Here is a 26477-nt window from a genome sequence, read left to right as displayed (position 1 = left end):
ATGAAGACCAAAAAATTGATGAGGAGCTGTGCCTTATGAATAAAAGTATAAACTAATATGGTTTTGGCACCAAAAATGTTGAGCGTTGTAGTGAAACTTGAATCGTTAACAAGAAAGATAACATTAGACAAAGGATTTTCAGAGTTGATGAAACTCCAGATTTCACAAATTAATGGTTGCTCCTATTGTATTAATTTACATTCAAAAAAGGCAATAAAACTTGGTGAAAACAAGAGGATTTCTGCACTAAACAACTGGAGACAGACAGATGTTTTTTCAGAAAAAGAACGCCTATGCTTGGAGTTGGCAGAAAAAATAACATTAATAGCTCAAAATAAAATTACGGACGACTTTTACAGCAAAATAACGAAGCACTTCTCAGATAAAGAATATACAGGAATAGTTATGATGATAAATGTAGTAAATCTCTGGAACAGAATAGCCATACCTTTTGGCAAAAAGTGATTGAGAGATTACCTTGTGGCATTCTCGATAAGTTTAATAAATTAATTAGTTCTTCAAGAATATGGCCCTACAATGGAAATTTGGGCGCTGTCCTTTATTCCGGATTTGCGCCCGATCGTAATATTTTTTTCTGATTTTAGCTGGTATTGTCTAGTAATTTATAGGTCAATTCAAACTCCATAATTAAGAAGAAGAAAGCTGGCTAACCATAGAAATACTGCAAATTGAGTTATTAAAAACATAGTAAATTCAAAGGGAGTGAGTTTTCTCTCCCGTTTGATCCCTTTTAGATATTTATAAAAAATGAATGCACATATAAGTAGTACTGCTATAGATGCTCCATAAATGTTTTCCAAGAGACTAATCAAAACAACCCCTTCTCTCTAGTTATTATGCTCCAGTCCTTCTACCTTCCAGATAAGCGCCTGGTTGCGACAGAAAGATCAACACTATCTTGTTTTTTATTTCTATTCCAATCATATGGTTTTTTCACCATACCCATAAAAAATAAGTCAAGAATGTCAAAACAAAAAGTACAATATTATCTATCCACTGTATTTTTTCATTAAAAATTAAATCCTTGATTGTAAATACAGCAAAAAATATCACTGCAATAATGATACTATTTTTAAACATATTGATTCCTCCGCTAAGCCACCTCCATCTGATCCTTTCATTCGTTTGAAGGATAAATACTTATTCCTGATTAGTCAGCAATAGGTAAGCATTTGAAGTCATCTCCAGCTTTTCCCCTGCTCCACACGGAGCGTGCAGGTTTCCCCGCACTCCGCGTTCCATCTAACAAAATATACTGAGTTATAAGTTCCTCGTTACTTATTGTTTGAGATTTTCAAATTGTTTCAAGCTCACATTTCCTACGGAAACGATTGACTTTATTTATCATGTCTCCAGTAAGCTGAAACTCTTTTATAAGTCCATCAATCATCTTTTTATTAGTGGCATGAATTAACTTGTGTATCCCTTTATGCAGGATACGAAGGTTATCAAATTGGTCGTTTCCGCCAAGACTTAAAGGTACATAATGGTGGCAATGAACCTCAGCCGCGGACAATTCCACGCCTGTGATTTCACATTTTCCCATCTTCATACTGTACCTGCTGATTCGGTTATCCATGTATTCAATACTTCGGTTTGGAAGTGTTGATTTCATGAGTAAGCCTATTTCACTTTGGATGTCCGAACGCAACTTTTTGTGTATCATATTCCTTCCTTCTTCCGTGAAGGGCGTCATTTTTGGAGTAAACCCAAAGGTATTCAAAGTTTTTACATCCGCAAGTGGAAATAGATATACACCAGCGATTTGAAATGTTTTAAATCTATTAAGATACATTTTTTTATAAGTTGGTGGCGGATTAGCTGGGTGACCATATTTACCTACTGGTCTAAGCTGATTGTAGATGAACGCACCTAAATCATAGGCAAGACGTGAAAACTCGAGATTAACCTTGGTAGCCCTTTTGAAATATTGATGAATTCCCAAAACAAAACTATTGAAAAGCAACGCATTCATCGCCGAAGGAGAGGTTCTAATTCTTCGAATTAGTTTCTTTGCCTCCTCTTTGATTTTACGTTTTTTACTCGCTTTAATGCCGGTGCGTGCAACACGTTTTTTACCCTTTACGTCAGCCCGGATGGTGAATCCTAGAAATTCGGATTCTCTCTTTCGCAAATTCACTATCTGTGATTTTTCGGGCGAAATGTCCAGTCCCAAGTGGTCCTTGAGATATAGCCTTACGGCATGATACCATTTTTGAGCTGTTTTTCCATCCTTACATAAGATTTTAAAATCATCCGCATAGCGTACGAGATAGCCTTCTTTCAGATTAGTACGCTTTTTGGCTAGTGTTTCACCAGTCCTAGATTGAAAGGATTTGGAAAGAGGGAAGAACTCCCACTGTCCCGCAACCCACTGGTCGAGGTCATTCAACACAATGTTTGCAAGTAAAGTTGATAACAATCCACCCTGTGGAACGCCTTGAGATGGTATCCCTTCACCATCTATTTCAGCTTTGAGCATTTTGGCAATACAAGCTAGTACCTTTCGGTCTTGAATTCCCATATTCCATAGTTGCTTAATAAGTAATGTATGGTTAATATGGTCAAAGAATCCCTTTATATCAATATCCACCACAAAATGAAAATGGGCTTGATTGATTAGAAATTGAATTCTTGCCATGGCGTGATGCGCAGAACGTAATGGTCTAAATCCGTAACTATGATTATAGAACTGGGCTTCCGCAATCGGTTCAAGTACCTGTTTAAAACATTGTTGAATGATTCGATCTAACATACAAGGGATGCCAAGGGGTCTCCACTTTCCATTATCTTTTTCAATCCATTTTCGTCTAACCTTTTTCGGACAATAGTTTTCTAGCTGGTTTTGGATTTCCATCATAAGTTTTTCCTCAGACCATTTTTTCATATCGCTTATCGTTCTTCTATCCGTTCCAGGTGTCTTAGACCCTTTGTTGGACTTGATAGTACGATAAGCAAGCAAGATATTTTCTCTTGATGTGATAACATCATAAAGATGTGAAAAAGCTTGTTGATTCAAACTTTTATCATACAGATCCGTAAACGTTTCCGTCATATCGTAGTAATCCCAATATCGCAAAGCTTGCACTGTGGCATCCCTCCTATTGGAGTGATGTTCCCACGTTCCTACCCGACCGGTGCAATGCACGTGTGGAAAATAACTTTTCATTTCATTAGACTTGGGGCTGTTCCTCCATTCCCATTACAGGAACTTCGTCAGTCATGCCCCTACCCTCGCAAGGATAAATGCTTTTTGGCATAAGCCTTATAGCAACCGTTTCGGATGACAGTCCTTGTTTCAACGTTCCTTGTTTTCCAAGTCCCTTACAACCTAGCTATCCGTACTGAACTTAGGTGTTCCCCTGGAAGCCTGTGAGCTGGATACCGCCTTTGTCCGGTATAGCGTGTTTCATAGGGCGCATTTTTACTGCACACCACTCACCCCATCGCTAGATAGGACATAAGTTTCCCTATGTTCAAACTTTAGACCTGTATATTCGGTTATTCGTCAGTTTCATTTCGCTGAAACCATTCTCACCATATCCAGTTTTTCAGCCGCGCGGCATATCAGTTGGCATACCTTCTCCTACGGAGTGGCTTCAGCCTTCGTTCTGCCGAATCTACCTGTACTTCAAACCCCATGACCTGCCAGTCATGACGCAAGCAGGAGTATTGACGGGATGGTTTCGGGAAACATGGTTCCTTCATTCCCATCCTCCGTTGTAAAGTTTGGATTAACTATAAGTAATCCGCTGCATTTCACGCTTCAAAGCGCTTATAGCATAGCTTGTCGAACGGCGCCCGTTAGCGTAATAAGAAAATCTTTCTATGGTGAATTTTCCTTGCCTCTTTCCCCAAACAATAAATATATTGAAAGACACGATAGTACCCAAAAAGAAACAGTTGAAATTAAACTTTTTGATATGAAACTTAATATTATTGCAACAAAAACAATAAACGTGCTTAGTATAATTTTCCCAGTAATGATTATCACTCCCTTTTAATCATAACCTCAATTATTTTTATTCTACATGAATGTGTGAAAACTTTCTTCCACAATCTGGCCCTTCGTATTATAAGGTCAGCCAATCATTTTACATTTCTGGTTGACCTATTTTTAATAGGTTTTATGCTTGAGGTAGTCGGGGTAGGACGATCTGGCCCGTGGGACACCGATCCCGTCCGTAATACTGTCCACCCCCTCCTTGTAGAAACATGTTTGAGGCTGGTTGGGATGCGATCCCGCATAACAAGCGAAGCTATGAAACTACAAGTGATATTAGAGGCGTACCGGCGAATCTATTAAAGGAGTTGTGATCACATATGGACCCAGTTATCGGCCTGGATATCGCCAAAGGAGAAAGCCAGGTCCAAGCATTTTTACAAAGGAAATAGCCCTATTGCTGCACATATTTATTCGGTTATCGCGCCCTTCGTATTACGGCACATATTTATTCGGGTATCGCGCTCCATTGATTGTTATGTATGGGCTTTCCTGTTATCCCAGAAAAGCATCCATTAGCACAAGATTCGACTGTTCTTTTTGTCCAATTGCGCGGTTAAGATACTTATTAAACCTAAATATAAAAACCAACCGTTGCTGAAATAACACCTACTATAATTGATGTAACAACGTATATGGTTGCTAATTTTATTTTGTTTGATTGTATTAGCTTTATGGTTTCGTTTCCAAAAGTTGAAAATGTTGTATATGCACCACAAAAACCAACACCCCCAAAAAACCATAACCACTCGCTGATATGGCTTGAAAGGTGAAGCTGAGTAATTAATCCGAGTAAAAATGAACCTGTGATGTTTATTATCCAAGTCCCCACTGGAAATGGATTTTCTTTTTGTGTTCCTTTACTAATCAAGTTTCCTACTATAAATCTAACTCCGGCACCTAAAGAACCACCTATTCCTATAACCCAAATCATATTACATCACCTGCTCTTTCTTTTGGATAATGCTAATTTATAACCTAAAAACGCCAGTACTAACCCTAATACTGTGCTAGCTAATACATAAAGTATCCCCATAAATATAAGACCTTTCTGAAATAAGTTAAGGGTCTCTACCGAAAAGGTTGAGAATGTTGTAAAGGAGCCGATAAATCCTATCCCAATTAACAGCGTAAACTCAGGTCTTATTTGTCCCTTTTGGCTTACGAATGTTAAAAACCACCCTAGACAAAAACATCCAATAATGTTGATTAAAAAGGTACCTAGAGGGAATTCATTGTTTATACGTATCCATTCACCCAAAGCAAACCTAAGCATAGCACCAAAAAAACCACCAATCATCACTAACAATAACTTCAATTTAATCACCTTTATACTTTGCAGTTTTAAAAAGACTCCTGCCAAAAGACATAGATATCCCTATTATCTTTGACAGGAGTCATTAGTCTTCATACAGACGGTTATGGTGAACTCCATCACCTATTCCTTTAATACTTATAACTATCTAAAAACTTAACTCGAAACAGTTGATAGATTTTTTGTTATCTTTAGTCATATGCTTTATTATGCGGTAGTACAGCTACAATCTTTGCACTCGCAAACTTCATCAGTACAGTTGTCTGCACATTCTTGACTACAATAAACTTTTCCTTCTATGTCTACTTTGTTTTCACCAAGAAGACAATTACAGCTTGGTCTCACACATTTTTCCATACCAAACTCCTCCTTATTATTTAGGTAAATCTTCGGTTAAACACCAACCTTGATCTAAAAGACTAACGACGCAATTATCAACAATTCGGTACCGAATAAAATTGCCTTCCCGATTACTGCGGACGATGCCTTTATCAACCAATCGTTGAAGTTGGTTGGAAATGGCTTGAGGTTTCATTTCAAGCTGTTCAGTCACCTCACTAACAGATAAATTTGGTGTTCGAATCAAAGTATGCAATATTCTAAGCCGTGTCCCATTAGAAAGTATTTTAAAGGTCTCACTTAAACCCTCAGAGTTATCTGTATCTAACAAGGGGCGTTCCGTTAGTTTTGGTTTTGGTGTACACCAGTTTTCAGCCATTATTTCCACCTCCATTTCACTATTACATTGTATCGTGTAATGGTGTTTTTTGTCAATCACTTATTAAAGAATTTGGCCCGTTTGCGGTATAACCTTATATTACTTTTATCATAAGAAGCCCCTTTAGACAAATTGTATCCAAAGGGGTAAAACTTCTAAACTTTTTTACAAACATCGCAACTTTATTTTAAATCCACACTGAGCCACACATAAAATTACGCAAGTCGAGTAGAAGAGGAACTCTCCACCTTTACGGTAGATCGTATTCCTCCCCCCCTCAAAGAACCGTGCGTGCGCTATTAACGCACACGGCTCCTCCTAGTTATCATTCACAAAAACTCTGCTATCCTTAGTAGTTTTGTTTCCATTTAATGTAACCTACCTCTGTGTGTAGTAAATGTGTCCCTAATAAGATTGATAACTGGTAGCTAGCCTTTCCTCCATCGGCATTACCCAACTTCATTGCTACTACGCTGCTATCCGACTCCCTGCACGGCATTTGGCTTCCTTGCTTTTTATCGCTTGTACACCATACTCTTCTAAAGAAAAGACCGGCAGGGTCTCCTGAGTTGCCGCATCATATCAATGTATGACGTGCCAAGGTCTATGACTCCAGAGAGGTTTTATCCTTCTTGCCTTTAACGAAAGATAAAATGTAGCTTTCTGCAGCGCGAAAAGCATCAGCCCTCTCGATTTGCAAACATTATGGAGCTCAATCCCTTCAACCAGTTGGCTTTCGGCCCGCCACCTAACTGTCTACGCTTAAAGCTAAAGTTACCTTTAGCCCTCCAAAACTCGCTACGAGTGAATGGCTAGTTCTTACTCGACGGGAATCCCACCCGTTATATGATACGACCTATGCTCAGCCGCACTCGCACCCGATTGATTTAGTAAAAAAAGCAGGAAGTGCTGTATGACTTCCTACTTCTTCTTACACTATGATATTTTTCAATTTTGTTCTTTTCCTTTATTAAAAATCTGATAATTCTTATTTCCACCAGATAAGTTATATACTTCTTTAAAGCCCATATTTCTTAGAACGTTCTGTGCTGCATTACCAGTTACTCCACTATTGCAATAAGTAACTGTTGGTTTTTCTGGATCAAGTTCTTTAACTTCTGTTCGTAAATTGGCCATTGGAATATTAATTGCTCCATTTACATTGGAAGCTTCAAATTGCTTGGCAGCTCTTGTATCGATGACTTGTATTTTTTCTCCACTTTCCATACGATTTTTTAATTCTTGAGGGGTAATAAGTTTGTTTTTCTTATCAATTGCATTCTGTAAAGCCATGCCAGTATACATAACCGGATCCTTCGTCGTACTAAAAGGTGGTGCATAAGCAAGATCCAGATGGAACAAGTCTTCTGCTTTTGCTTTAAACGTAATAGCTGTAGCAAATACATCTATTCTTTTATCAACGCCATTTATACCAACAATTTGCACCCCTAAAATTCCCTCGGTTTCTCTGTCTGCCAGTGCTTTAATAACTAATTCTTTTCCTCCAAGATAATCTGCGCTTGCAGGTTTAATATTATGAAGCACCTCAACATCATAACCAGATTCTATGGCTTCTTTTTCACTTAAACCTGTATGGCCTACAGCTAAATCAAATACTCTTAAGATACCAGTACCTAATATACCACGGTGTTCTAGGTCACCTCCCGTAATGACGTCTCCGGCAATACGACCCATTTTATTTGCTGTAGAACCTAATGGACGATAAATAGGCTTTTCTGTAATAAGAGAGAAGCTTTCTGCACAATCTCCTACAGCGTAAACGTCAGTAAGATTTGTTTGCATTTTACTGTTGACTGCTATGGCACCAGTAGTCCCTAGTTTTACACCAATTTCTTTTGCTAATTTTGTGTTTGGCCGAACCCCGACTGCTAAAATTACCATATCTGATTCAATAACTCTTCCTGATTTCGTTTCGACACTATTGTTCGAAACGGCCGTAGCTTCTTCATTCAACAGTAAATTAACACCTTTTGGTTCTAGGTGTTCCTCCACCCTATACGCCATATCTTTATCAAAATGCGGCATCACTTGATTACTACGTTGGACAATGGTTACTTCCAATCCCTTTTGGATGAGTTGTTCAGCCATCTCAAGGCCGATAAATCCAGCTCCTACAATTGTAACTTTCTTAGGCGAGTTATCTCTCATATACGTATCAACTGCAGCAGTATTTTGGATGGTACGTATTTGGAAGACATGATCTTTCTCGACCCCTGGAATACTTGGTGCTATTGGTGTTGCTCCTGTTGCGAATACTAACGTATCATAATTATCTTCTATTACTTCATCGGTATCCAGATTTTTAACTTTAACCTTCTGTTGTTCTGGATCTATCTCTGTTACCTCATGACGTGTATGGATATCAACATTGTAGCGCTTTTTAAACCATGGAGCACTTCTAGGCGTTAAAGCCCCTAACGTATCTACCTCTCCTCCTAAGAAGTAGGGAATCCCACATATAGAATAAGATATATCGTAATCGGCGTTATACAAGGTTATATCTGCCTGTTCATCGTTTCTCCGTGCTTTTGCAGCAACAGAAGTACCAGCAGCAACGGAACCTATTATGATGATTTTCATGTTATACCTCCACGGTGTTAAATAGGATTAGTTTTATTGATTTTTCAATTAAATATACGATACCTTTGTGAAAATATAATACGCGTTTTTAGCATTGATCCATTCCCAGTAAGGCAAATCGTGATCCCTCTGGGGTTTCATCGTTGTCTAGTGTTAATTCCGCTACAGAATCTTTTATATCGTGATCAAGAGCTACCCTAACCCCATTAATTTCCTGGACAATGTCTGTATCCTTTGGTTCATCCAAGGATAATCCAACCTGAGGCCCACAGCATCCGGCTCCATTTGAATAAAAACGTATGCCTTTCGATCCTTTTTCTTGGAAAATCACTTCTAATTTTTGTTTCGCTCCATCTGTAACATTCATTCTCATTTCCTCCTTAATTTTTAATAAAAATTGAAAAGACCTTTTATAGTCTGGGCTACGCGTTGATCATTTCTTTTAGATTGTTATAGCCGATTTTTTCCTCATGCATCCAAGGAATCAGTGCACATTGGTGTGATAGCTCTTCGTTAACTTTGCGGATCCATTGTTTTTCAGAAACGGCACGGCCTTGTAGAACCGAATCGGTTGTGCCAGTTGCATACAAACTTTGATTGATTACCCACCATGTCGGAACGATTTGTGCACGTTTGAGATCCTCTTGAAGTCGTGATGCTTCAAGTACTGGTGTAGCCTCTGCGAGTGTTACAATAACTACTCCTGTTTCTTTTGGGTTACGAAGTCGAGGCAATAATTTTTTAACACTTGTTGGAACTTCACCCTTAGAACGGCTCATTTCCTTGTGGTAAGCTTCAGTTGAATCAAGTAACAACAAGGTATGGCCTGTTGGTGCCGTATCAATAACTACAATCTCGTCATCTGACCTTTCAACAACTTCTGCAAATGCTTGAAACATCGCAATTTCTTCTGTACAAGGTGATTCCAGATCTTCTTTTAAATAGGCAAGGCCTTCCTCATTCTGTTCTTTTCCCACTTTCGAGAGTACTACCTGTTTGTATTTTTCTACTTCTTCCGTTGGATTAATACTACTGATAGATAAATTTTCTTTCACCGTACCATCATCATGAAACATATATGCCAGATTTGCTGCTGGATCTGTCGTGGTCAAATGAACCTTATGACCTTTTTCCGAAAGACCAACTGCAATGGCGGATGCAATGGATGTTTTACCAACCCCGCCTTTTCCCATCGTGAAAATAACACGTGTGCCTTTTGATGAGAAATCGTCTATAATACTGTTTAATTTCGGCAACTGGATCTTTTCGATATCGATACTACTTTCATTTAATGCAGATTCAAGTAATGGATCATCACTAACCCATTGCCTGAGGTTCCCAATCCCTGTTAACGCATAAGATACGTATGGCAGCGTAAATGTTTCGACTTCTTTTAGTTCATCCGGCATTACCTTTAATGCGTTTCGCTGGCGCATATAAAATGCTGTAGAAACTTCATCATCTGGTTGATACGTTTGGAGTAAACCATTTACAATCAGCATCTGATTTTGAATACCAATATCTCTCAGTTCTGATGAAGCACGGTTTGCCTCTATTAATGAAGATTGATCAGGCCGGGAAACCAAAACTAAAGTCGTTTTCTCTTGGTCTGAGAGCGACAAAACAGCCTCTGCATAAGCTCTTTTTTTATCTCCAAGGCCAGACAACGGGCCTAAACAGGATGCACCATGCGTACTCTCTTCTAAAAATCCATTCCATGCTGTTGGTAACTCCAACAAACGAAGCGTGTGTCCTGTTGGTGCAGTGTCAAATACAACATGGTCATAGGTATTCAGTATACTCTCATCAGAAAGCAAATGAGAAAATTCATCGAATGCCGCGATTTCAACTGTACATGCACCTGAAAGCTGTTCTTCCATGGTGGCAACGACAGAATCAGGTAGTTTCCCGCGATAAGGTCCAACTGTTTTTTCACGATAAATTCTTGCCGATTCTTCAGGGTCAATATTTAATGCAAATAGGTTATCGACACTTGGTATGGAGACTGGATCATTTGTTAGCTCCATTTCAAAGACATCCTGTAAGTTTGATGCTGGATCAGTACTAACTAATAGTACCTTTTTTCCTTGATCCGCTAGAGATACAGCTGTTGCACATGCTACCGATGTTTTGCCAACGCCGCCTTTACCAGTAAAAAATAAAAATGGTGTTTCTACATTTACTTTTGGATTGAATGGTTGATACACAAGAACTCCCCCTACTTAATTAAAATCAATTGGAACAACAACTCGTGGCTTTTGTTGAAGTTCATCTGCTTTTACATCTAACCATTTTGCTAGTTCATCATTCGTTGGATAATTGCCCACTTTCACGACTTCATTATTTAACAGTGTAATTGGTAGTGCATCGGCACCTTTTTCATGAAGCACTTGATTTACTTCCTTGTTATCTGTAAAAGCTGCAGGGTCATTAGCTAAGTTATAACGTGTAACATCAAAACTCTTTTGTTCCAGAGAATAAACCGCTGATGCTACACGTGTTAAATCGGGGTCAACACTCGGTCCGCAAACGCCTGTTGAACAGCACATTGCCGGATCAAAGATTTCTACCTTTTTCATTTGAAATTCCTCCTTCTACATCATTATATAACTATATACTTATATAGTGAAGATTGGAAAAGCCTTGAGATCATCTCACGGCCTTTTAATCACTTATTCACCAGTTTCCGCAAAGCGTTTAATTCTTTCCCCAATTTCATTTCTAACTCGTTGGAAAACTGCCCATTTTTCTTCATCTGTTCCTTCTGCTTTTGCAGGATCATCAAAACCCCAGTGTTCTCGCTTCACATGAGGTGGTGTCGTTGGACATCTATCTGCTGCATCCCCACAAAGCGTAACAGCCATCGTTGCATGATTCAAAACTTCCGTATCAATAACTTCTGATTTTTGATCAGAAATATCAATACTTATTTCATTCATTGCTTTAACTGCATTAGGATTTAAACCATGCGCTTCAATTCCTGCACTTTTAACTTCCCAATCTTCCCCAAGATAGTATTTTGCCCAACCTTCGGCCATTTGACTTCGGCAGGAATTACCGGTACATAAGAAATAAATTATTTTCTTAGACATCTTAATGCTCCTTTCTAATTTGTTCTTCTTTTTTCCCAAATAATCTTGAAATATGCCCTGCTAGCAGGAAAAATAGTATCCCTACGACAATCCCAAGTATTGGTACATAAGTGTTTATATATCTTAGCCCTACACCTGCAGAGATAAAAAACACACCCACTAAAATTAATAATCTAGGAACTACGAATGAGCCTCTCATCTTACCATGTCCTTCCCCAATGACATAGTCTTTAAATGAAAATGTTTCTTTATAAAACCGATAACGTCAAATACAGTCCTATTAAGGTAATGAACAAGATTGGAATCGTTAAAATGATTCCTGTTTTAAAATAGGTTCCCCATGAAATCTTCACTCCTTTTTGCGACAACACATGAAGCCATACTAACGTTGCCAGGGATCCAATCGGTGTGATTTTTGGACCTAAGTCAGCCCCAACTACGTTCGCATAAATCAGTGCTTCCCGGATCGCACCGGAAGTATTTGTTTCAGCGATAGCCATAGCATCGATCATCACGGTTGGCATATTGTTCATGATGGATGACAAGAAAGCAGCGATAAAGCCCATGGCTATCGTAGCAACGAATAAACCTTGTTCTGCTGCAGCTTGAATAACGGTAGCTAATGCATCAGTAAGCCCAGCATTTCCTAACCCATATACCACTACATACATGCCAATAGAAAAAAATACGATATTCCATGGCGCACCTTTAATAACAGCTTTTGTATCCACTGCGCTACTGTTTCGTGCCATAATCAAGAAGAAGATGGCTATAATACCAGCAACAATGGAAACAGGAAGGTTGATGAACTCACTTGCAAAGTAGCCGATAACTAGCAGCCCAAGTACATACCATGATAGACGAAACATTCTCATATCCTTAATGGCATCTGCAGGTTTGCTTAATTTGGATACATCATAGGATCTCGGGATACTTTTCCTGAAATAGATCAACAATACGGTGATAGTTGCTATCAGTGCAAATAAGTTTGGAATCATCATTCTGGAAGCATATTCCACAAATCCGATACCAAAGAAGTCTGCGGATACGATGTTCACCAGATTACTTACCACGAACGGTAGGGAAGTGGTATCTGCAATAAACCCACTTGCCATGATGAACGGAAAGATCATTTTTTCGGTAAAATTCAAGTTCCGAACCATTGCCAGCACAATTGGTGTCAATATCAAAGCTGCACCGTCGTTTGCGAAGAAGGCAGCTACAATTGCACCTAAAATACTGATATAGACAAACATCTTGATCCCGTTGCCTTTTGCAATTCTGGCCATATGTAGTGCCGCCCACTCAAAGAGCCCTATTTCATCTAATATTAATGAGATCAGAATAATCGCAACAAAAGCCAGGGTTGCATTCCATACGATTTCTGTTACTTCTATGACGTCGCTAAATCCAACTACCCCAACTAATAAGGCAATAATGGCACCACCGATTGCGGACCATCCAATTGACAGCCCCTTTGGCTGCCAGATAACTAAAACAAGCGTTACTACAAAAATTAAAATTGCTAGTATAAGCATTGATGACAAAACCTTAACCCCCAATTAACAACAAGTAATTCGTCCGCCACTTTCTTCCAATTGCTCTAATTTATCATCCTGGTCAGGCAACGGCTCAAGTAGCTGTTGAACAAATGGATAATATTCATGCGCTTTATTAATCGAATAAAATATCCACTGTCCCCTTCTTTCTTCCTTCACCAGCCCAACATCCCTCAGTTTTCGCAGGTGCTGACTGATCGACGGCTGGCTTGCTTTGAATATCTCCACAAACTCACAAACACAGCAATCATGTGCATCAAGTATTTTTACCATGGTTAAACGCGTTTTATCACCCAACAATTTGAAAATCATCGCAGCTTTATCCATTTCAATTGCAGTTTTAAGCATATATATACACCACCTTTCTTATTCGTTTATTAGTATATAATCACTTGCTTATATATGCAAATGATATGATCTAAAAAATAAATTGTGATTGATTACGCCTATTTGTACAGTATCAAAAAAGGACTTCTCAATGAAGCCCTTTTTACAATGGTTCTAGGTCCTAATTTCCCTTATTACGCCTCTTTCTGCTGCTTTTCAGTGTTCTCCGTTGTCGATCCGCAGCAACTATCTTCAGTCGATTTGACTTCTTCAATTTCAACGCTACAGCAAGCTTGATTAGGTTTAGAGAACAACTTTTTAAAACCAGACTTTTTTTCTGCCATGAATATCACCTCCTTAAAAGGGTAACTTTATAATGCAAGCGTAAAACTATTTTCTTTTTAAACCTAAAAGATTGAATTAACTATAAGGCCAGTGCCTATAGCCACAATTAAAATAGCTGAAATAAATGCCACTAAAAATTTCTTTTTAAATAGTTTAGACAACATAACTACTTCTGGAATACTTGCACCTGCACCACCAATAACTAAAGCAATCACAGTACCCATAGACATACCTTTTGATACAAGGGCTTCTGCAATAGGGAGCATTGTTTCAGGACGAATATACATTGGAATACCAATAACTGAAGCAATCATTACGGAAAATATTCCATCACCACTGGCGTATTTTGTAATGAAATCTGCTGGAACAAATCCGTAAATAAATGCACCAATAAAGACTCCTATAAATAAGTATGGAAGCATTGGATAAAGGAATGCCCAAGCATCATTTAAAGCTTGCTTAACCCTGGAACCTTGTTTGTTACTGAAAAATCCATCTCCTTTAACAGTTACACCCTTATATGTCTCTGCTAAATTAATTTTTGAAAATAAAAGCCCTACTAAAATACTAAAAATACTTAGCACGATAAAATATACTAGCGCAATTTTCCAACCTAAAAGCATCCAAAGCATAAAAATCATGACAGGGTTCATTAGTGGCGAAGCAATTAAAAAACTCATTGAAGGTCCAAATGGGACTTTAGCATTTAATAATCCTGCAAGTATAGGTATTGTTGAACATGAACAAAATGGCGTAATTGCCCCAAAGAATGTCCCTAGTAAATAATTAACAGCTTTGTTTGGACGATTTAAAAATTTTTTAATTTTTTCTTCTGATACTACTTGTTGAATGAAACTCACAATAAAACTCACAACAATAAATAAGGCAAGTAATTCAAAAAATAGTATTAAAAAGTTCTCATGAACTCTAAAATTGAATCTGTCATTATCATAACTCCTTAACCTCTTATTTATCAACTTTTTTTGATATATAAATCAATATTTATTGATGTATATGGTGAAAAACTAAGATACCTATTAGAAAATTTTACAACAAGTATCTTCAGATAAAACAACCTCTATTTGTTTCTCATTAATTTTATAATAGTTCCATGTACCATGTTTTTCTGGAATCAGAATATTAGCATTTACTAATTTCTTTAAGTGGTAAGATAGTTTTGATTGCTTTAACTCTAATTTTTCTTCTAAATCACAAACACATAAATACTTATCTGGGCTTTTACTGATTTCATTTATAATTTTAAGTCGAATTTTATCAGCCAAAGCATTGAACATATTTTCATAAAAATCAAGTGCCTCATCTTCGCCTAATTCATTTATACTTTTAATTAACTCCATTTTTTCACCTCCAAGCAAAACATCAACTTTTTTTGATTTATCAATAGTATATTATTCATAAAATAAAATTGCAACCTTAATGATCAAAAAAAGTTGATTTATTTACACAATAAATCAACACAACTTAAGCACTTTAAACTAAACTTTAATTTCCAATAACTATATGACAATAAGGCCCGATCGTATTATATGGTAGCCAGTCATTGTACTGGTTGACCTATTTTTAATAGGTTTTATTATTGAGGAAGCCGGGGTAGGACGAAATGGCCCGTGGGACTTGATCCCGTCCGTAATACTGTCCACCCCTTCCTTGTAGAAACATGTTTGAGGCTGGTTGGGACATGATCCCGCATAACAAGCGAAGCTATGAAACTACAAGTGGTATAGGGGCGTACCGGCGAATCTATTAAAGGAGTTGTGATCACATATGGACCCTGTTATCGGCCTGGATATCGCAAAAGGAGAAAGCCAGGTCCAAGCCTTTTTACAAAGGAAAGAGGCTTATAAACAAAGCTTTAAATTTAAACACGATTTACAAGGACTTCATGATTTTTATCAGTTTTATCAGGAAGTGGAACGGGTTTCTGGCCAACCTCCGGCTGTCATCTTTGAATCCACGGGGCACTATCATGAGCCTGTGCTCCAATTTCTTGAAGAGCACGGCATAACATATTATTTGATTAACCCAGTGGTTTCCTCTGAAGCCAAAAAAACCAGTTTGCGCAAAGTAAAAACGGACAAAATTGATGCATTCCATCTGGGTGAGCTTTACTATAAAGAAGATTTGGAAGTTTTTCAGAGGAAAACCGAGCAATACTTGAATCTGCGTCAATTAACCAGGCAGCACAGCGCTTTAACGAATAGTTATGTTGATATCAAGCTTCAGTTTCAGGCTGTTGTGGATCAGATTTTCCCAGAATATCATGGTGTTTTTAGTGACCTTTATGGCGACCTCTCGTTGAACACCTTACTGCAGTATCCGACTTCTTTGGATACTCAAAACGTTTCTCAACAGGCTTTGGCCATGGAGATGCGTCAATTTGGGGCAAGGCGTTCCTATGCATGGTTTTTGCATAAAGCAGCTCAATTAAAAGATGCCGCAGAACGTAATCCCTTTCAACATCCTGTTAATCAAGGTCAGCTTATCAGCTTGCGACTGTATATCCAGATGCTTTTTCAATACCAAGAGCACCTATCCAAGTTAAAAAAGGAGATAGATACACTGGCTCAATCCTTTGAAGACTATGAATTGACTCGATCTATTCCCGGGATCGGGGAAAAGATTGCGGCAACAATCATCTCCGAAATTGGGGGAATTGGTCAGTTTGAACGGCCTAAGCAACTGGCTGCCTATGCTGGGGTAGACCCAGCAGTCTTCGAATCAGGTAAATATAAGGCTGCCATCAACCGCATCACGAAAAGGGGATCATCAAGATTACGTCAGGCCCTTTATACGGCTGTGCAATGCGGCCTGGCCAAAAATCGCAATAAAAAACTGATAGTCTTTTATGATCGCAAAAGAAACGAGGGCAAACCTCACAAGGTTGCTATGATTGCCTGTGCTAATAAACTCATTCACTGGATTCATGCCATGTTAAAACATCAAGAAGTCTTTGTAGATCAACCTTAAAAATGATTTAAATTAACAATATTCCGAAATCTTATCGATACAACGGTAAGGTTATTTGGCATGTCCAATTTTAGTGTAACATGTTTCATTGAACTTTTTTACCTTTAAATGTTGACAACTATTAGCTGGTATTGCTTAAGAATAAACAACCGTTTCCGAATAGAACTTTACCTCAGATGATTAATTAGATAAGGATATAGCTTAGATTTCCTCTCCAAACTGTTCACGATAATCAGGCTCTCTTTCCATCAATTGATCAGCTTCATACTGTGGCAAACGATCATAATCCCCTCAACTATTTCAAAAAAATACTCTGTTTCCGATTTATCTTCTACATCCAAAGATGCACCTATATATCTACCATTATCCCAAACATAAACATAAGCATTTTCGCGAACATTTAATTCCTCATATGAACCAATCAACTTGTCTTGCACATGACTCGTAGTATTTTCTATTAAATCCTCATAGTCCGAACCACAACCTACCAACAGTAAAAAAAGAACAAACCAAAAATATTATCCTTTCGTGAAAAAGATGTATTAGATCTGATGGACCGCCTCATGTCCATAACAAATATAATAAGAGCAACACCCCACATTTTTAGGCACATACAAATTAGCATGTTGACAGAGACAGGTGTAGGTATCCCTACAATTATGCAACGTGTTGGACATGAAGACGTAGCAACTACAATGCAAGTTTATACACATGTCACAAACAAAATGAAAAAAGATGCTCCCGCAAAAGTAAATAATCTCTACGGGAACATCTTCAAAAAATTTTTTTAAGAAAAAACGTGACTTTTTTGTGACTTTCCTGTTCCTAATGACTGTAAGAAGCTTAGAAAGACTGGTGTTTCAGGGTCTTAGGGCAGGGCTTACATCATGCCGCCCGTACTTGACAGTTTTACTTAGCATTTCGTGGGTGTCTGAATTAAGCACTTTCTATTATTTAGAGCTTGTTAATTAAGGACTTAATTTCGCTTGATTTCTTGTTTTTATTGATTTTTGTGAGGTTTATGTGAGGTTTTAAAGCCTCACATAAACCATTACAATATAAGAAAGACGTACAATGCATGTGAACAGCGCCCTGTCAAGTAGACAGTGAAAAACAAAAGATCAATGCCACAGCCTGGTACCGATATTCTAACGGTGCTAGGCTGTTTAATCTCTCTTGGTATCGTTCCTCATTATAAAATTGAATGATATCATATTTTGAGGTTTTTTGAATTTCTATTAGATCTCGTATAATGTTAAATCAAGTATTAGGGATATTTTATTCACGAACAAACACTCGCTTGTTTCCGTGTTTTTATTTTTAATCTGATTTTTTGCGAGGTTTTTAGAACCTCACATCGATTACACCTAATCATTTATATTGATACATTTCACTCATTAATTTGTCAATATTGGAGCATATTTCATCCTGCACATCCGTATCATTAATAATGGATGCCATACGTGATTGGTTTTTGAGGTCTACTAACTCTACGCCTTTTGCATATGTGCATCCATACATGTTTTTAATTCCTCCATCTCTGATCTATTAATACCTTTACCATTAATGTGCTTAAATCTATTCTTTGATGTGTCGGCCATAACAGATGATGAAGTACAACGCAGGGAATATAACTGGAGCAACGTTCCTAATTTGTACGATGAGGAATTTAAAAAATATATACTTTCAATGAAGGAATTGAAGCAGGGATAATATGACGTTGCGCTATTAGATGCGGATTTCGATGGAGAAAAATAAACCCCTCAATTAAGAAGGTCAATCAATCCAAGCACCGGTGATGCTGTCCAGCGGCAAATACTCATCCTCGATTTGCACAAACTGATTAAGCACATCTACACCTAACAGCTTGCCTTTTATTTTGTGGTAATCATGATTTTTAAAATATTCTATTTCAATCGTTAAGTCATTTTCTAATGCCATTTCTATCTTTAAATTTATTTCAGCTATATACTGTCCATCTAGATCAGGCTTTTCTTTCCAATCCTGTTGCTCCCACATTTCATTTAATAGTTGAGTCTGCTCCGGCATCATTAAAGATGTCCATTTGATTGTTCCGCGATCATTCATTATTACGCCCCCAATCTTTTATGGATTGATCCAGCTGAAAGGATATTATCTAACTTAAAAGTTCTGACTTTCCTACGATAATAGCAGTAAGCAAGAATTGAATCATTATTTACCTGCAGCACTCGGATATAACGCTGGGTAACTTGGTCTCCACTATCTATATATAAGATTACAATTTTTTCTTTGTGCTCAACAGAACGTCTGAGCAAACCTTTCATTTGACTACACCCCTTAATCAAACATTTGTTCTAATTATATACGAACAAATTTTGCTTATCAAGTGGGAAAATGTGCAAATTAACATTTAAGAGTCGTCATCCTCTTTATTTCCTTCTCTCGAATCGGTATCAACGTCTTCCAGATCTAGCCATGAAAGCATTTCACGCACAACTGATCAGCCACAAGAATGTACCACTTCTGACATGCTTTTCACCCCTATTGCCAGCGCAATTACCAATAGGATAATATTAAAAATAACGAAGGATAAAAAAGCCTAATTTTCTTCTTCTATTTAGAGAGGATTTAGACTTTTGATCTTCAACAATCGGGCGCCCGTTAGTTGTATAGAAAATGACTTTTACATTTTTCCTATCCCGTGAGCAAGAATACTAAATAACAAACTTATTGTTGTTAAGACAGCAACTGTGATAGCAAAACCTTTGTTGTTTTTAAATTCATAGATAGCTGTGAATGCACCAGCTACGCATAGCACTAACCAAACAGGAACAAACATGGCATTTGCAATATTTGTTGATAACAGAGTGTAGCCATTAGTTAAGAAAAATACCCAATGTAAAATCAACAACCCTAAAATTACAAAAGAAATCTTTCTAGGTGCTCTAACAGCTATAATCACAGGAACAATAAACGTTAAAAGTGCAAGAATACTTATAATCGCTAAAAATATTAATGAAATTCCAATGGTAACCACTCCCTTTCATAATACTTTCTTCGATAATCTGGCCCGTTGTAACCGTCAAGTAAAAAGTTACAGTTTTCGCTAATTAATTTGTTACACTTTCTTCTTCAAAAATAGATGATCTATGTTTCATTCGATAACTATCCCCATTTAAGTGAATGATCTCTGCTCGATGAATAATTCGATCCAATATAGCTGTTGTTATAGCCGGGTCGCCTAACAGCTCTCCCCACTCCTTCGGAGCCTTATTGGAAGTTAGTACGATACTGGCGTTATTATATAAATCATTAATTAAATGGAAGAATAAGTTTGCTTCGTGTTGGTCCATTGCCATAAACATCAGATCATCAATAATGACGAGATCAGCGTTTCGTATACGCTTCATCCTAGTTTGCGATTTGCGTGTAATTTCCTCGGTTTTTAAGTTATGTATCAGCTCTCCCATGGAGGTGAATATAACCTTATAACCTTGATTAATAGCCTGCATCCCTAGCCCTATCGCCAAGTGTGTTTTGCCCACACCCGGCGGTCCAAGCAGGATAATGTTGAATAGCTGCTCAATCCACAATAACTCCTTCAATTTATTAAATTGCTTTTTGCTCATGGACTGTTGCTCACTTACATCGAACGAATCCAACGTTTTCTGATAGGGAAATGTTGCCCATTTCAGTCGTTTTTCTACCTGTTTCTCGTCACGTCTTAGTTGTTCGTAATCCACCATTTTCATAAGCATGCTCGCATATGTTTCATCATTTGAATCAGCCTCCTGTAAGAGTACTGGTAAATGATCTGCCGTTTCCGCAAGGCGAAGAGACTTCAGTTTACTCTGTAATGTCGTTAACTGATTCATCGTTTATCCCCCTCTAAAACGGATACGTATTCATTTATATCCCTTATTTGTGTATTTGTTTGAACAATTGAATCACCCAAAGGGTGGCGTGGCCTTGGCGCATTCCCTCGGGAATATATTTTTCCCTCAGTAACTGTTGCTCCCCGTTGTCGTTCAAGATAGTGAATGACATCGCTAAAATCTGTTGCACTAAATAGTTGTTTCTTCATACATTCTTCCAAAGCCAGATCTAATAATCGCTGGTCATATTTTTTAATTTGTTTGGCTATCATCTGGAGTTGATCACGAATGTAACGTTGTTTTCGCATATAGATTTCGTTCAAATACAATCTTGCTTTTTCCTCATCTGTGAATCCTGATATAACTGTTTCAATAAATGTATCGATACCTTTGGTACGATCACGCTTATGCTTGTTATTCTGAATCAGTTCCCCTTTTCTAGGGTCTATTTTATGCTTTGCGATGATCGGCCCTTCTTTTGATTCTCGTATACAAAGGTACGCATCATCTGTTGTTTCAATATAAACTTTTTTTGTCTTATGAAATGTCCCAAGAGGGACGCTGTATCGATTGGAATCATACCAAATGACATTGTCCTTACGAACATTTCTTGTTATACTTGATTCATAGTGGTTATCGGCATATTTGTCGATACGTTGAGAGATTGGTCGCAAGTGTTGCTTTTCGAGGGTGAACACTTCTACCGGTCTCTTTTTTGTTGTATGATGAATTTTGTAATTACCAGTGCGCTCTAACCAATCCCAACCTGCTTCATTCCATGCTTCAAGTCCGTAATATAATCGGTTTTTCGCAAAGTTATATTTGATATACTTGATTACATTTTCTATTTTTCCCTTGCTCTGTGGATCAGCTTTCCTACACATTCTTATCGTCAAACCTCTATCTTCTTTATAAGTCTGGAATTCATGCGTTAGGATTAAGTCCCCACTATTTTCACTGACAAGGATTAGCGCATCCTGATCATAAACAATCTCGTCTGGAGTTCCTCCCCCAAAATAGCGAAAGGCATTCTCATGGGTATGAACCACATCCCTAGTAGTAAAGGGTCTATCCAACCACTCTTTATATTTATACCGTGAATTAGATAGGACAAACGCTATCGCATAAAGCTTTACCTTTTTGCCATCGGGAGTTAATTGCTCCGTTTGCCCAAAATCGACCTGCATTTGTTTTCCCATCGGCAACTCCGGTACAGCCTCATAAGATCGAGGGTTCGGTTCCTTTTTAATATCATATTCCCTGCGTAGTTCCCTTACATAGAGTCGTACCGTACTTTCAGCTACTTGCAGCTTCTGATACTTCTCCATAAGCCAATCAAATACTTGGGCAGCTGTCAGGTCAGGGTGTTCACGTAACCAGGAGAGAATCAGTTCTTGATAGTCATCCAATTTCTTCTTTCTAGTTTTTGTTTGTGTAACCCATTCCGCCATATCCTGGGGATTACGTTTTAAGTAACGGTATACAGTGACCCTGGATATACCAAGCTTTTCAGCCACCTTTACTTTACTAAAACCTTGTTTTAATAATTGCTTAATTTCCATATACATTTCCCACTTATCCACCTTTTTGCCTCCATCACTGTTGTAATCTATCAAACTACCATTATAGCAGTGATGGTTCTTTTATTTTATGCCCATTTTCGCGCCGGACAGTTTTTATATGGCTGCCGTGGGCAGCCATATAAAAACTGCACTCACATCTGGGAAAAGTGTAAACTTTTATTTAGCGGAAACTGTATACTTTAGTTTATCAGTCACACCCGTTCGATAAATAAGGCTTTGATGCATGGTTGAGCCTGCTCGATCGGTTGTTCCAGTGTATAAGTTACCACCTTGCTGTAAAGGGTCACTTTATCCCTTCCTACTCAATCGTGGGCAATTAGGGAGTAACAAAGGTATAAAATGATTTAATAAAACACAAACTGGTGGGGGTTTGATCAAAAGCAACAGTTTGTGTTTTCTTTTTTAGAAAAATCGGGTATACTGTTAGTAGAAGGTCATATAATAGTAAAGCCGTAGACGTTGCCTCGTCTACGGCACAATAGACCGTACCCCATCAAGAGGGGCGGCGCAGGATTAAAATAACCCCTTACGCCTGTTCATACGCAGAGGGGTTATTTTTTATGACTTTTATCGGACATGATAAACGCTATTAACATGCCGAAGGAAATCATCAGCGTTAAAACGTTTTCTATATCCATAGGCAACACCTCCCTTCTTGAAAGATTCCAAAGAAGGTCGATCGGTGCGCCACCCCTCATGCGAAGCCAATCTATTGTTGTTTTTAGTATAACACGAAACGTTTCTTAAATGGATACTCAGCTGTAATTTCATTAATCAAATGTTTTCATGCCTACATTTCCATCTCAAATTCTTGTTTATACTCTTTTTCTTTCTTTACACCCCACTTTTTCATTTCATAATCATTTAATTCCCTATCCAATGAACGGGTAATTCGTTCAATTTATAATATACCTTGTGAGCTTATCCCCCTAATGTATTTTTTTAATAAATTCGGGATTAAACAAAATACTTTCTTAGGCATATATTGTAATAACCTATTGAAAGAGGTGTTTATATGGATTCATTACCAGCAATTGACCTTGGGCTAATGGCAGAACATTTATCAGCCCATGAAGGTGTCATAAACAAATTAGCTGCTTATCAATCTTCAGTGACCAATATGGAGTTAAGGAATATCCTCAAATTACAAGAGGATGTTATGCGTTCTCATGCATGGGTTATGTTAGCCTTTATTAACCCAAATTTTATCATAACGATGTGGAAGTCCCCCCTTTAACCTCTTTTAGAATAGAACATGAACATACTTCCGATAAACTGGGAAATGGAAATGGCGGTAATAATAAATGGATAGCTTTGGAGGCGCATGACACAGCAAAAAATATGTCTACAGCTTCATTTCGAGCATCTTTTAAACCAATGAATATTGAAACAGAATAACGCCTGTTGCTAAGATAAAACATTCATAAGTAGCAGGCAGGCGTTATTCTAGGAACTGTCCGTTATTTTCCATATAATTATATTTGTAAAAGGCAAAGAAAGATAGATCAGGAAAAATATTCTAGTACCAGTGTTCATACTCACATGGTTCAATTGATTTATTGTCTTATTAAAATTATATCTGTAGTAGTAAATCTTGTTAAGTAGCGTTGAAAGTATACTATAGCGTATCCTTTAAATCACGGATTGCAATTATAATGGGAGTGTAAACTGAACTGTGTAAGTGAGAGAGCGTACGGCTCTTACTTCGCAGTTCAGTTTTTTATTGTTACAATTAAAATAATTCAAACGGGAGGTTATTCTATTGGATAAGCCAAAACGAGATTCCAAGTCTGTTGATCTAGCGAACCGAATAATTGAGGAATATCAACCGGAGTCTGTAGAAGATATGCAAAATGCCCTTAGAGATATCTTCGGACCGATGTTTGAAACGGTGCTTAAGGGTGAAATGAATCACCATTTAGGTTATGAATCGAATGATAAAGATGAAAAGGCTACGGAAAACAGACGTAATGGATACGGGAAGAAATCCATAAAAACCAGTTCAGGTGAAGTAGGTATTAAGGTACCACGTGATCGTGATGGGTCTTTTAATCCTGAACTGATACCCAAACGTAAAAAGGATGTCTCTGCGATTGAGAATAAAGTGATTTCCATGTATGCCCGCGGAATGTCGCAGCGAGACATTTCTTCAACGATTGAGGATATTTACGGTTTTTCTGTCTCTCATGAAATGGTTTCTGATATTACAGATCATGTTCTTTCTGAGTTGGAAGAATGGCAATCTAGACCGTTAAGTAGTTGTTATGCATTTGTATTTGTTGATTGCATGTATACAACTGTTCGTAATCAATATGAGACGAAGAAATATGCCGTCTACACGATCTTAGGATACACCATAGAGGGTACTAAAGAAATACTTGGATTATGGTTAAATGAAACGGAAAGCAAACATAAATGGATGCAGATATTTGATGAAATCAAAGCGAGAGGTGTTGAAGACATTTTCTTTATCTCCATGGATGGTGTGAGTGGCTTAGAGGAAGGTGCACGTTCTATTTTTCCTAATGTGACCGTCCAACGTTGTATGGTTCACTTGATTCGTAACTCCGTTAAATATGTACCAAGCAAAGATTATAAAGCATTCACCAAAGCCTTAAGAAAGGTATATGGTGCACCAAGCCTTAAGGCTTGTCATAGTGCATTTGAATCGTTCCAACAACAATGGGCTTCCTATCCAGGAGCGATTGATGTTTGGACAAGGAACTTTCATCATGTTGAGCAACTCTATGATTATGGAAGTGCTATCCGTAAAGTTATGTACACAACCAATGCGGTTGAGAGTATTCACTCCAGCTTCAGAAAGGTAACCAAAAAAGGAGCATTCCCCAACGAGAACGCCCTTTTAAAAGTCTTATATTTACGCGTGACCGAACTTGAGAAAAAATGGGAAGGTGGCTATATCCAAAGCTGGCCAATGGTTATGAACCAACTCCTCCTACATGAAAATCTTAAGGATAGGGTTTTAAAGTATCTTGAGTAAGAGTTGATTTACACACTTTATTTGACAAACCCATTATAATGCAGACTGATAACAATTTAGCAGTCTGGTTTTCATGTTTGCTATGAAACTATCTCTATCATTCCACTCATCCCTGATTCTGCGTGCCCCGGAATTGTACATATATAACGGTATTTACCTGGATTGAGTGGAGTAAATGAAACTTCCTGTTCTTCCCCCGGATTACTGTGAACATGAATTTGACTATCCTCTTGATGGTGATCATGTGAAGAAGACATTTCCTCAACTTCTGCTTCCATTCCTATAACTTCTAAATCATGCTCTACTTCACCAATGTTATCAAGTGTTACCTTTATTGTTTCCCCGGCAGTTAAATCTACTTGATTTGGTGAGAAAGAGAATTCATCAGCTTGGATTACCAGGTTTTTAGTGTTCATATTTTCGTTGTTATTCTGAAATGGTGAAGTGGAAGTAAGTGGACCCATTTGATTATACACTGTGATAAAAAGCGCAAACCCAAAGATCATGATAACAGGATGACTCAACCATCCTTTGGTTTTAATAAACTCCTGATGCATCATTTGAAAAAGAATAAGTATCGTTGCAATGAATAATACAAACATTATTCTTATTAATGCATCCTGAAATTCAGGAGCTATCATTTCCCCAAGCATTGCACCCATCATTCCACCCATGATTCCTGCTAGGGTTCCATCCAGTACAGCCATCAGGCTAATTGGCATCCCAGCTAAGAAGCCAAAAATAACCCCTAATACCATAGCGAACACTGTAGAGTAAAATAAATTTCCTGATAATATAATTCCTGCAATTACACCTATCGTTAATCCAGCGCTCATTCCAAGTGCCATTGCAATCATCATCCCAGCCATAACTGTAATTTTATTTCTATGTAATATAGTTTTCCATATTATAACTGTTGATAACATGAAAATGCCCATGAAAGTTACATATAACGAAAGCGTCATATATTTTCTCCTTTATAAACTTGTCCTGATGATTCATTATATGTTTGTTAAGAAGGTTCATTCATTTGAATATTATTTTTTCATAAAATATACCTGGAAATC

General features: G+C 37.7%; 28 protein-coding genes, 1 pseudogene and 1 riboswitch. Of the genes and pseudogenes, 5 read left to right on the top strand and 24 right to left on the bottom strand.

The genetic code is table 11. The annotated features are described in order from the left end of the window. Positions 1-57 precede the first annotated feature (57 nt). Positions 58-465 (top strand): carboxymuconolactone decarboxylase family protein, encoded by a 408-nt coding sequence (locus KFZ58_RS04375; RefSeq protein WP_235793615.1) that lies wholly within the window; start codon positions 58-60, stop codon positions 463-465. A gap of 170 nt (positions 466-635) precedes the next feature. On the opposite strand, the gene KFZ58_RS04370 is transcribed toward KFZ58_RS04375, so the two are convergent. The 17 genes and pseudogenes from KFZ58_RS04370 to KFZ58_RS04285 form a co-directional block, all read right to left on the bottom strand. Further along, positions 636-833 carry a hypothetical protein gene (locus tag KFZ58_RS04370; protein WP_235793614.1) on the bottom strand — a complete coding sequence of 66 codons (198 nt, stop codon included), beginning with the start codon at positions 831-833 and terminating at the stop codon, positions 636-638. Positions 834-1315: 482 nt separating this feature from the next. Further along, on the bottom strand, positions 1316-3109 hold the full coding sequence (gene ltrA / locus KFZ58_RS04365) for a group II intron reverse transcriptase/maturase (protein ID WP_235793613.1): 1794 nt from the start codon (positions 3107-3109) through the stop codon (positions 1316-1318). A gap of 479 nt (positions 3110-3588) precedes the next feature. Further along, positions 3589-3729 carry a hypothetical protein gene (locus KFZ58_RS04360; protein ID WP_235791691.1) on the bottom strand — a complete coding sequence of 47 codons (141 nt, stop codon included), beginning with the start codon at positions 3727-3729 and terminating at the stop codon, positions 3589-3591. Positions 3730-4598: 869 nt separating this feature from the next. Beyond that, positions 4599-4958, bottom strand: coding sequence for a fluoride efflux transporter CrcB (gene crcB / locus KFZ58_RS04355; protein ID WP_235793612.1), 360 nt, complete (start codon positions 4956-4958; stop codon positions 4599-4601). Between the two features lie 6 nt (positions 4959-4964). Continuing rightward, entirely contained in the window at positions 4965-5351 is a 387-nt protein-coding gene (crcB, locus tag KFZ58_RS04350) for a fluoride efflux transporter CrcB (protein WP_370642429.1), read from the bottom strand. A 57-nt stretch (positions 5352-5408) separates the two neighbouring features. Next, positions 5409-5472, bottom strand: a riboswitch (Fluoride riboswitch). Positions 5473-5712: 240 nt separating this feature from the next. After that, positions 5713-6057 carry an ArsR/SmtB family transcription factor gene (locus KFZ58_RS04340; protein WP_235793610.1) on the bottom strand — a complete coding sequence of 115 codons (345 nt, stop codon included), beginning with the start codon at positions 6055-6057 and terminating at the stop codon, positions 5713-5715. Between the two features lie 948 nt (positions 6058-7005). Beyond that, complete coding sequence (locus KFZ58_RS04335) at positions 7006-8658, bottom strand: FAD-dependent oxidoreductase (protein WP_235793609.1); 1653 nt, start codon at positions 8656-8658, stop codon at positions 7006-7008. Positions 8659-8746: 88 nt separating this feature from the next. Beyond that, entirely contained in the window at positions 8747-9025 is a 279-nt protein-coding gene (locus KFZ58_RS04330) for an adhesin (protein WP_235793608.1), read from the bottom strand. 55 nt (positions 9026-9080) lie between these two features. Continuing rightward, on the bottom strand, positions 9081-10865 hold the full coding sequence (gene arsA / locus KFZ58_RS04325; protein ID WP_235793607.1) for an arsenical pump-driving ATPase: 1785 nt from the start codon (positions 10863-10865) through the stop codon (positions 9081-9083). Between the two features lie 15 nt (positions 10866-10880). Beyond that, positions 10881-11237 (bottom strand): arsenite efflux transporter metallochaperone ArsD, encoded by a 357-nt coding sequence (arsD, locus tag KFZ58_RS04320; RefSeq protein ID WP_235793606.1) that lies wholly within the window; start codon positions 11235-11237, stop codon positions 10881-10883. A 93-nt stretch (positions 11238-11330) separates the two neighbouring features. Continuing rightward, positions 11331-11750 (bottom strand): arsenate reductase (thioredoxin), encoded by a 420-nt coding sequence (arsC, locus tag KFZ58_RS04315; protein ID WP_235793605.1) that lies wholly within the window; start codon positions 11748-11750, stop codon positions 11331-11333. A gap of 1 nt (position 11751) precedes the next feature. Beyond that, complete coding sequence (locus KFZ58_RS04310) at positions 11752-11949, bottom strand: hypothetical protein (RefSeq protein WP_235793604.1); 198 nt, start codon at positions 11947-11949, stop codon at positions 11752-11754. 49 nt (positions 11950-11998) lie between these two features. After that, complete coding sequence (locus KFZ58_RS04305) at positions 11999-13288, bottom strand: arsenic transporter (protein ID WP_235794659.1); 1290 nt, start codon at positions 13286-13288, stop codon at positions 11999-12001. Positions 13289-13312: 24 nt separating this feature from the next. Beyond that, complete coding sequence (locus KFZ58_RS04300) at positions 13313-13657, bottom strand: ArsR/SmtB family transcription factor (RefSeq protein WP_235793603.1); 345 nt, start codon at positions 13655-13657, stop codon at positions 13313-13315. 173 nt (positions 13658-13830) lie between these two features. Beyond that, positions 13831-13980, bottom strand: coding sequence for a hypothetical protein (locus KFZ58_RS04295; RefSeq protein ID WP_235793602.1), 150 nt, complete (start codon positions 13978-13980; stop codon positions 13831-13833). Positions 13981-14043: 63 nt separating this feature from the next. Beyond that, a pseudogene (locus KFZ58_RS04290) lies at positions 14044-14927 on the bottom strand (permease). A 91-nt stretch (positions 14928-15018) separates the two neighbouring features. Continuing rightward, a complete protein-coding gene (locus tag KFZ58_RS04285) occupies positions 15019-15339 on the bottom strand; it encodes an ArsR/SmtB family transcription factor (protein WP_235793601.1) in 321 nt (106 codons plus the stop codon). Positions 15340-15766: 427 nt separating this feature from the next. On the opposite strand from KFZ58_RS04285, the gene KFZ58_RS04280 reads away from it, so the two are divergent. Next, on the top strand, positions 15767-16969 hold the full coding sequence (locus KFZ58_RS04280) for an IS110 family RNA-guided transposase (RefSeq protein ID WP_235793600.1): 1203 nt from the start codon (positions 15767-15769) through the stop codon (positions 16967-16969). Between the two features lie 248 nt (positions 16970-17217). Here KFZ58_RS04280 and KFZ58_RS04275 read toward each other — a convergent pair whose 3' ends face one another. Next, on the bottom strand, positions 17218-17406 hold the full coding sequence (locus tag KFZ58_RS04275; RefSeq protein ID WP_235793599.1) for a hypothetical protein: 189 nt from the start codon (positions 17404-17406) through the stop codon (positions 17218-17220). 78 nt (positions 17407-17484) lie between these two features. On the opposite strand from KFZ58_RS04275, the gene KFZ58_RS04270 reads away from it, so the two are divergent. Then, entirely contained in the window at positions 17485-17760 is a 276-nt protein-coding gene (locus KFZ58_RS04270; RefSeq protein ID WP_255695112.1) for a tyrosine-type recombinase/integrase, read from the top strand. Between the two features lie 580 nt (positions 17761-18340). Here KFZ58_RS04270 and KFZ58_RS04265 read toward each other — a convergent pair. From KFZ58_RS04265 to istA, 5 genes are all read right to left on the bottom strand, one after another. After that, positions 18341-18490, bottom strand: a complete 150-nt coding sequence (locus KFZ58_RS04265) for a DUF7667 family protein (RefSeq protein WP_235793597.1) — start codon at positions 18488-18490, stop codon at positions 18341-18343. A 255-nt stretch (positions 18491-18745) separates the two neighbouring features. Next, positions 18746-19057 (bottom strand): YolD-like family protein, encoded by a 312-nt coding sequence (locus KFZ58_RS04260; RefSeq protein WP_235793596.1) that lies wholly within the window; start codon positions 19055-19057, stop codon positions 18746-18748. Between the two features lie 577 nt (positions 19058-19634). After that, on the bottom strand, positions 19635-19988 hold the full coding sequence (locus KFZ58_RS04250; RefSeq protein WP_235793594.1) for a hypothetical protein: 354 nt from the start codon (positions 19986-19988) through the stop codon (positions 19635-19637). A gap of 73 nt (positions 19989-20061) precedes the next feature. Next, positions 20062-20826, bottom strand: a complete 765-nt coding sequence (gene istB / locus KFZ58_RS04245) for an IS21-like element helper ATPase IstB (RefSeq protein WP_235793593.1) — start codon at positions 20824-20826, stop codon at positions 20062-20064. Beyond that, on the bottom strand, positions 20823-22409 hold the full coding sequence (istA, locus tag KFZ58_RS04240) for an IS21 family transposase (RefSeq protein ID WP_235793592.1): 1587 nt from the start codon (positions 22407-22409) through the stop codon (positions 20823-20825). The genes istB and istA overlap by 4 nt, the downstream gene beginning before the upstream one ends. Positions 22410-23424: 1015 nt before the next feature. Between istA and KFZ58_RS04235 the strand changes: the two genes are divergently transcribed. Together KFZ58_RS04235 and KFZ58_RS04230 are read left to right on the top strand one after the other, a co-directional pair. Further along, on the top strand, positions 23425-23646 hold the full coding sequence (locus KFZ58_RS04235; RefSeq protein ID WP_235793591.1) for a hypothetical protein: 222 nt from the start codon (positions 23425-23427) through the stop codon (positions 23644-23646). Positions 23647-24171: 525 nt separating this feature from the next. After that, positions 24172-25410 carry an IS256 family transposase gene (locus tag KFZ58_RS04230; RefSeq protein WP_304956804.1) on the top strand — a complete coding sequence of 413 codons (1239 nt, stop codon included), beginning with the start codon at positions 24172-24174 and terminating at the stop codon, positions 25408-25410. Between the two features lie 80 nt (positions 25411-25490). Here KFZ58_RS04230 and KFZ58_RS04225 read toward each other — a convergent pair whose 3' ends face one another. Then, complete coding sequence (locus KFZ58_RS04225; protein ID WP_235793590.1) at positions 25491-26375, bottom strand: cupredoxin domain-containing protein; 885 nt, start codon at positions 26373-26375, stop codon at positions 25491-25493. Between the last annotated feature and the right edge of the window lie 102 nt (positions 26376-26477).

It is taken from the genome of Virgibacillus sp. NKC19-16 (assembly GCF_021560035.1).
GTDB lineage: Bacteria > Bacillota > Bacilli > Bacillales > Amphibacillaceae > Virgibacillus_L > Virgibacillus_L salidurans.
The sequence above is the reverse complement of the archived record's forward strand: the minus strand, read 5'-3'. Positions and strand labels throughout refer to the sequence as shown.

Coding starts and splice junctions, on each gene's coding strand:
- KFZ58_RS04375 (WP_235793615.1), top strand. CDS start 58: ATGGTTTTGGCACCAAAAATGTTGAGCGTTGTAGTGAAACTTGAATCG.
- KFZ58_RS04360 (WP_235791691.1), bottom strand. CDS start 3,729: ATGAAGGAACCATGTTTCCCGAAACCATCCCGTCAATACTCCTGCTTG.
- crcB (WP_235793612.1), bottom strand. CDS start 4,958: ATGATTTGGGTTATAGGAATAGGTGGTTCTTTAGGTGCCGGAGTTAGA.
- KFZ58_RS04340 (WP_235793610.1), bottom strand. CDS start 6,057: ATGGCTGAAAACTGGTGTACACCAAAACCAAAACTAACGGAACGCCCC.
- KFZ58_RS04335 (WP_235793609.1), bottom strand. CDS start 8,658: ATGAAAATCATCATAATAGGTTCCGTTGCTGCTGGTACTTCTGTTGCT.
- KFZ58_RS04330 (WP_235793608.1), bottom strand. CDS start 9,025: ATGAATGTTACAGATGGAGCGAAACAAAAATTAGAAGTGATTTTCCAA.
- arsD (WP_235793606.1), bottom strand. CDS start 11,237: ATGAAAAAGGTAGAAATCTTTGATCCGGCAATGTGCTGTTCAACAGGC.
- arsC (WP_235793605.1), bottom strand. CDS start 11,750: ATGTCTAAGAAAATAATTTATTTCTTATGTACCGGTAATTCCTGCCGA.
- KFZ58_RS04310 (WP_235793604.1), bottom strand. CDS start 11,949: ATGAGAGGCTCATTCGTAGTTCCTAGATTATTAATTTTAGTGGGTGTG.
- KFZ58_RS04305 (WP_235794659.1), bottom strand. CDS start 13,288: ATGCTTATACTAGCAATTTTAATTTTTGTAGTAACGCTTGTTTTAGTT.
- KFZ58_RS04300 (WP_235793603.1), bottom strand. CDS start 13,657: ATGCTTAAAACTGCAATTGAAATGGATAAAGCTGCGATGATTTTCAAA.
- KFZ58_RS04295 (WP_235793602.1), bottom strand. CDS start 13,980: ATGGCAGAAAAAAAGTCTGGTTTTAAAAAGTTGTTCTCTAAACCTAAT.
- KFZ58_RS04285 (WP_235793601.1), bottom strand. CDS start 15,339: ATGGAGTTAATTAAAAGTATAAATGAATTAGGCGAAGATGAGGCACTT.
- KFZ58_RS04280 (WP_235793600.1), top strand. CDS start 15,767: ATGGACCCTGTTATCGGCCTGGATATCGCAAAAGGAGAAAGCCAGGTC.
- KFZ58_RS04265 (WP_235793597.1), bottom strand. CDS start 18,490: ATGTATGGATGCACATATGCAAAAGGCGTAGAGTTAGTAGACCTCAAA.
- KFZ58_RS04260 (WP_235793596.1), bottom strand. CDS start 19,057: ATGAATGATCGCGGAACAATCAAATGGACATCTTTAATGATGCCGGAG.
- istB (WP_235793593.1), bottom strand. CDS start 20,826: ATGAATCAGTTAACGACATTACAGAGTAAACTGAAGTCTCTTCGCCTT.
- KFZ58_RS04235 (WP_235793591.1), top strand. CDS start 23,425: ATGGATTCATTACCAGCAATTGACCTTGGGCTAATGGCAGAACATTTA.
- KFZ58_RS04225 (WP_235793590.1), bottom strand. CDS start 26,375: ATGACGCTTTCGTTATATGTAACTTTCATGGGCATTTTCATGTTATCA.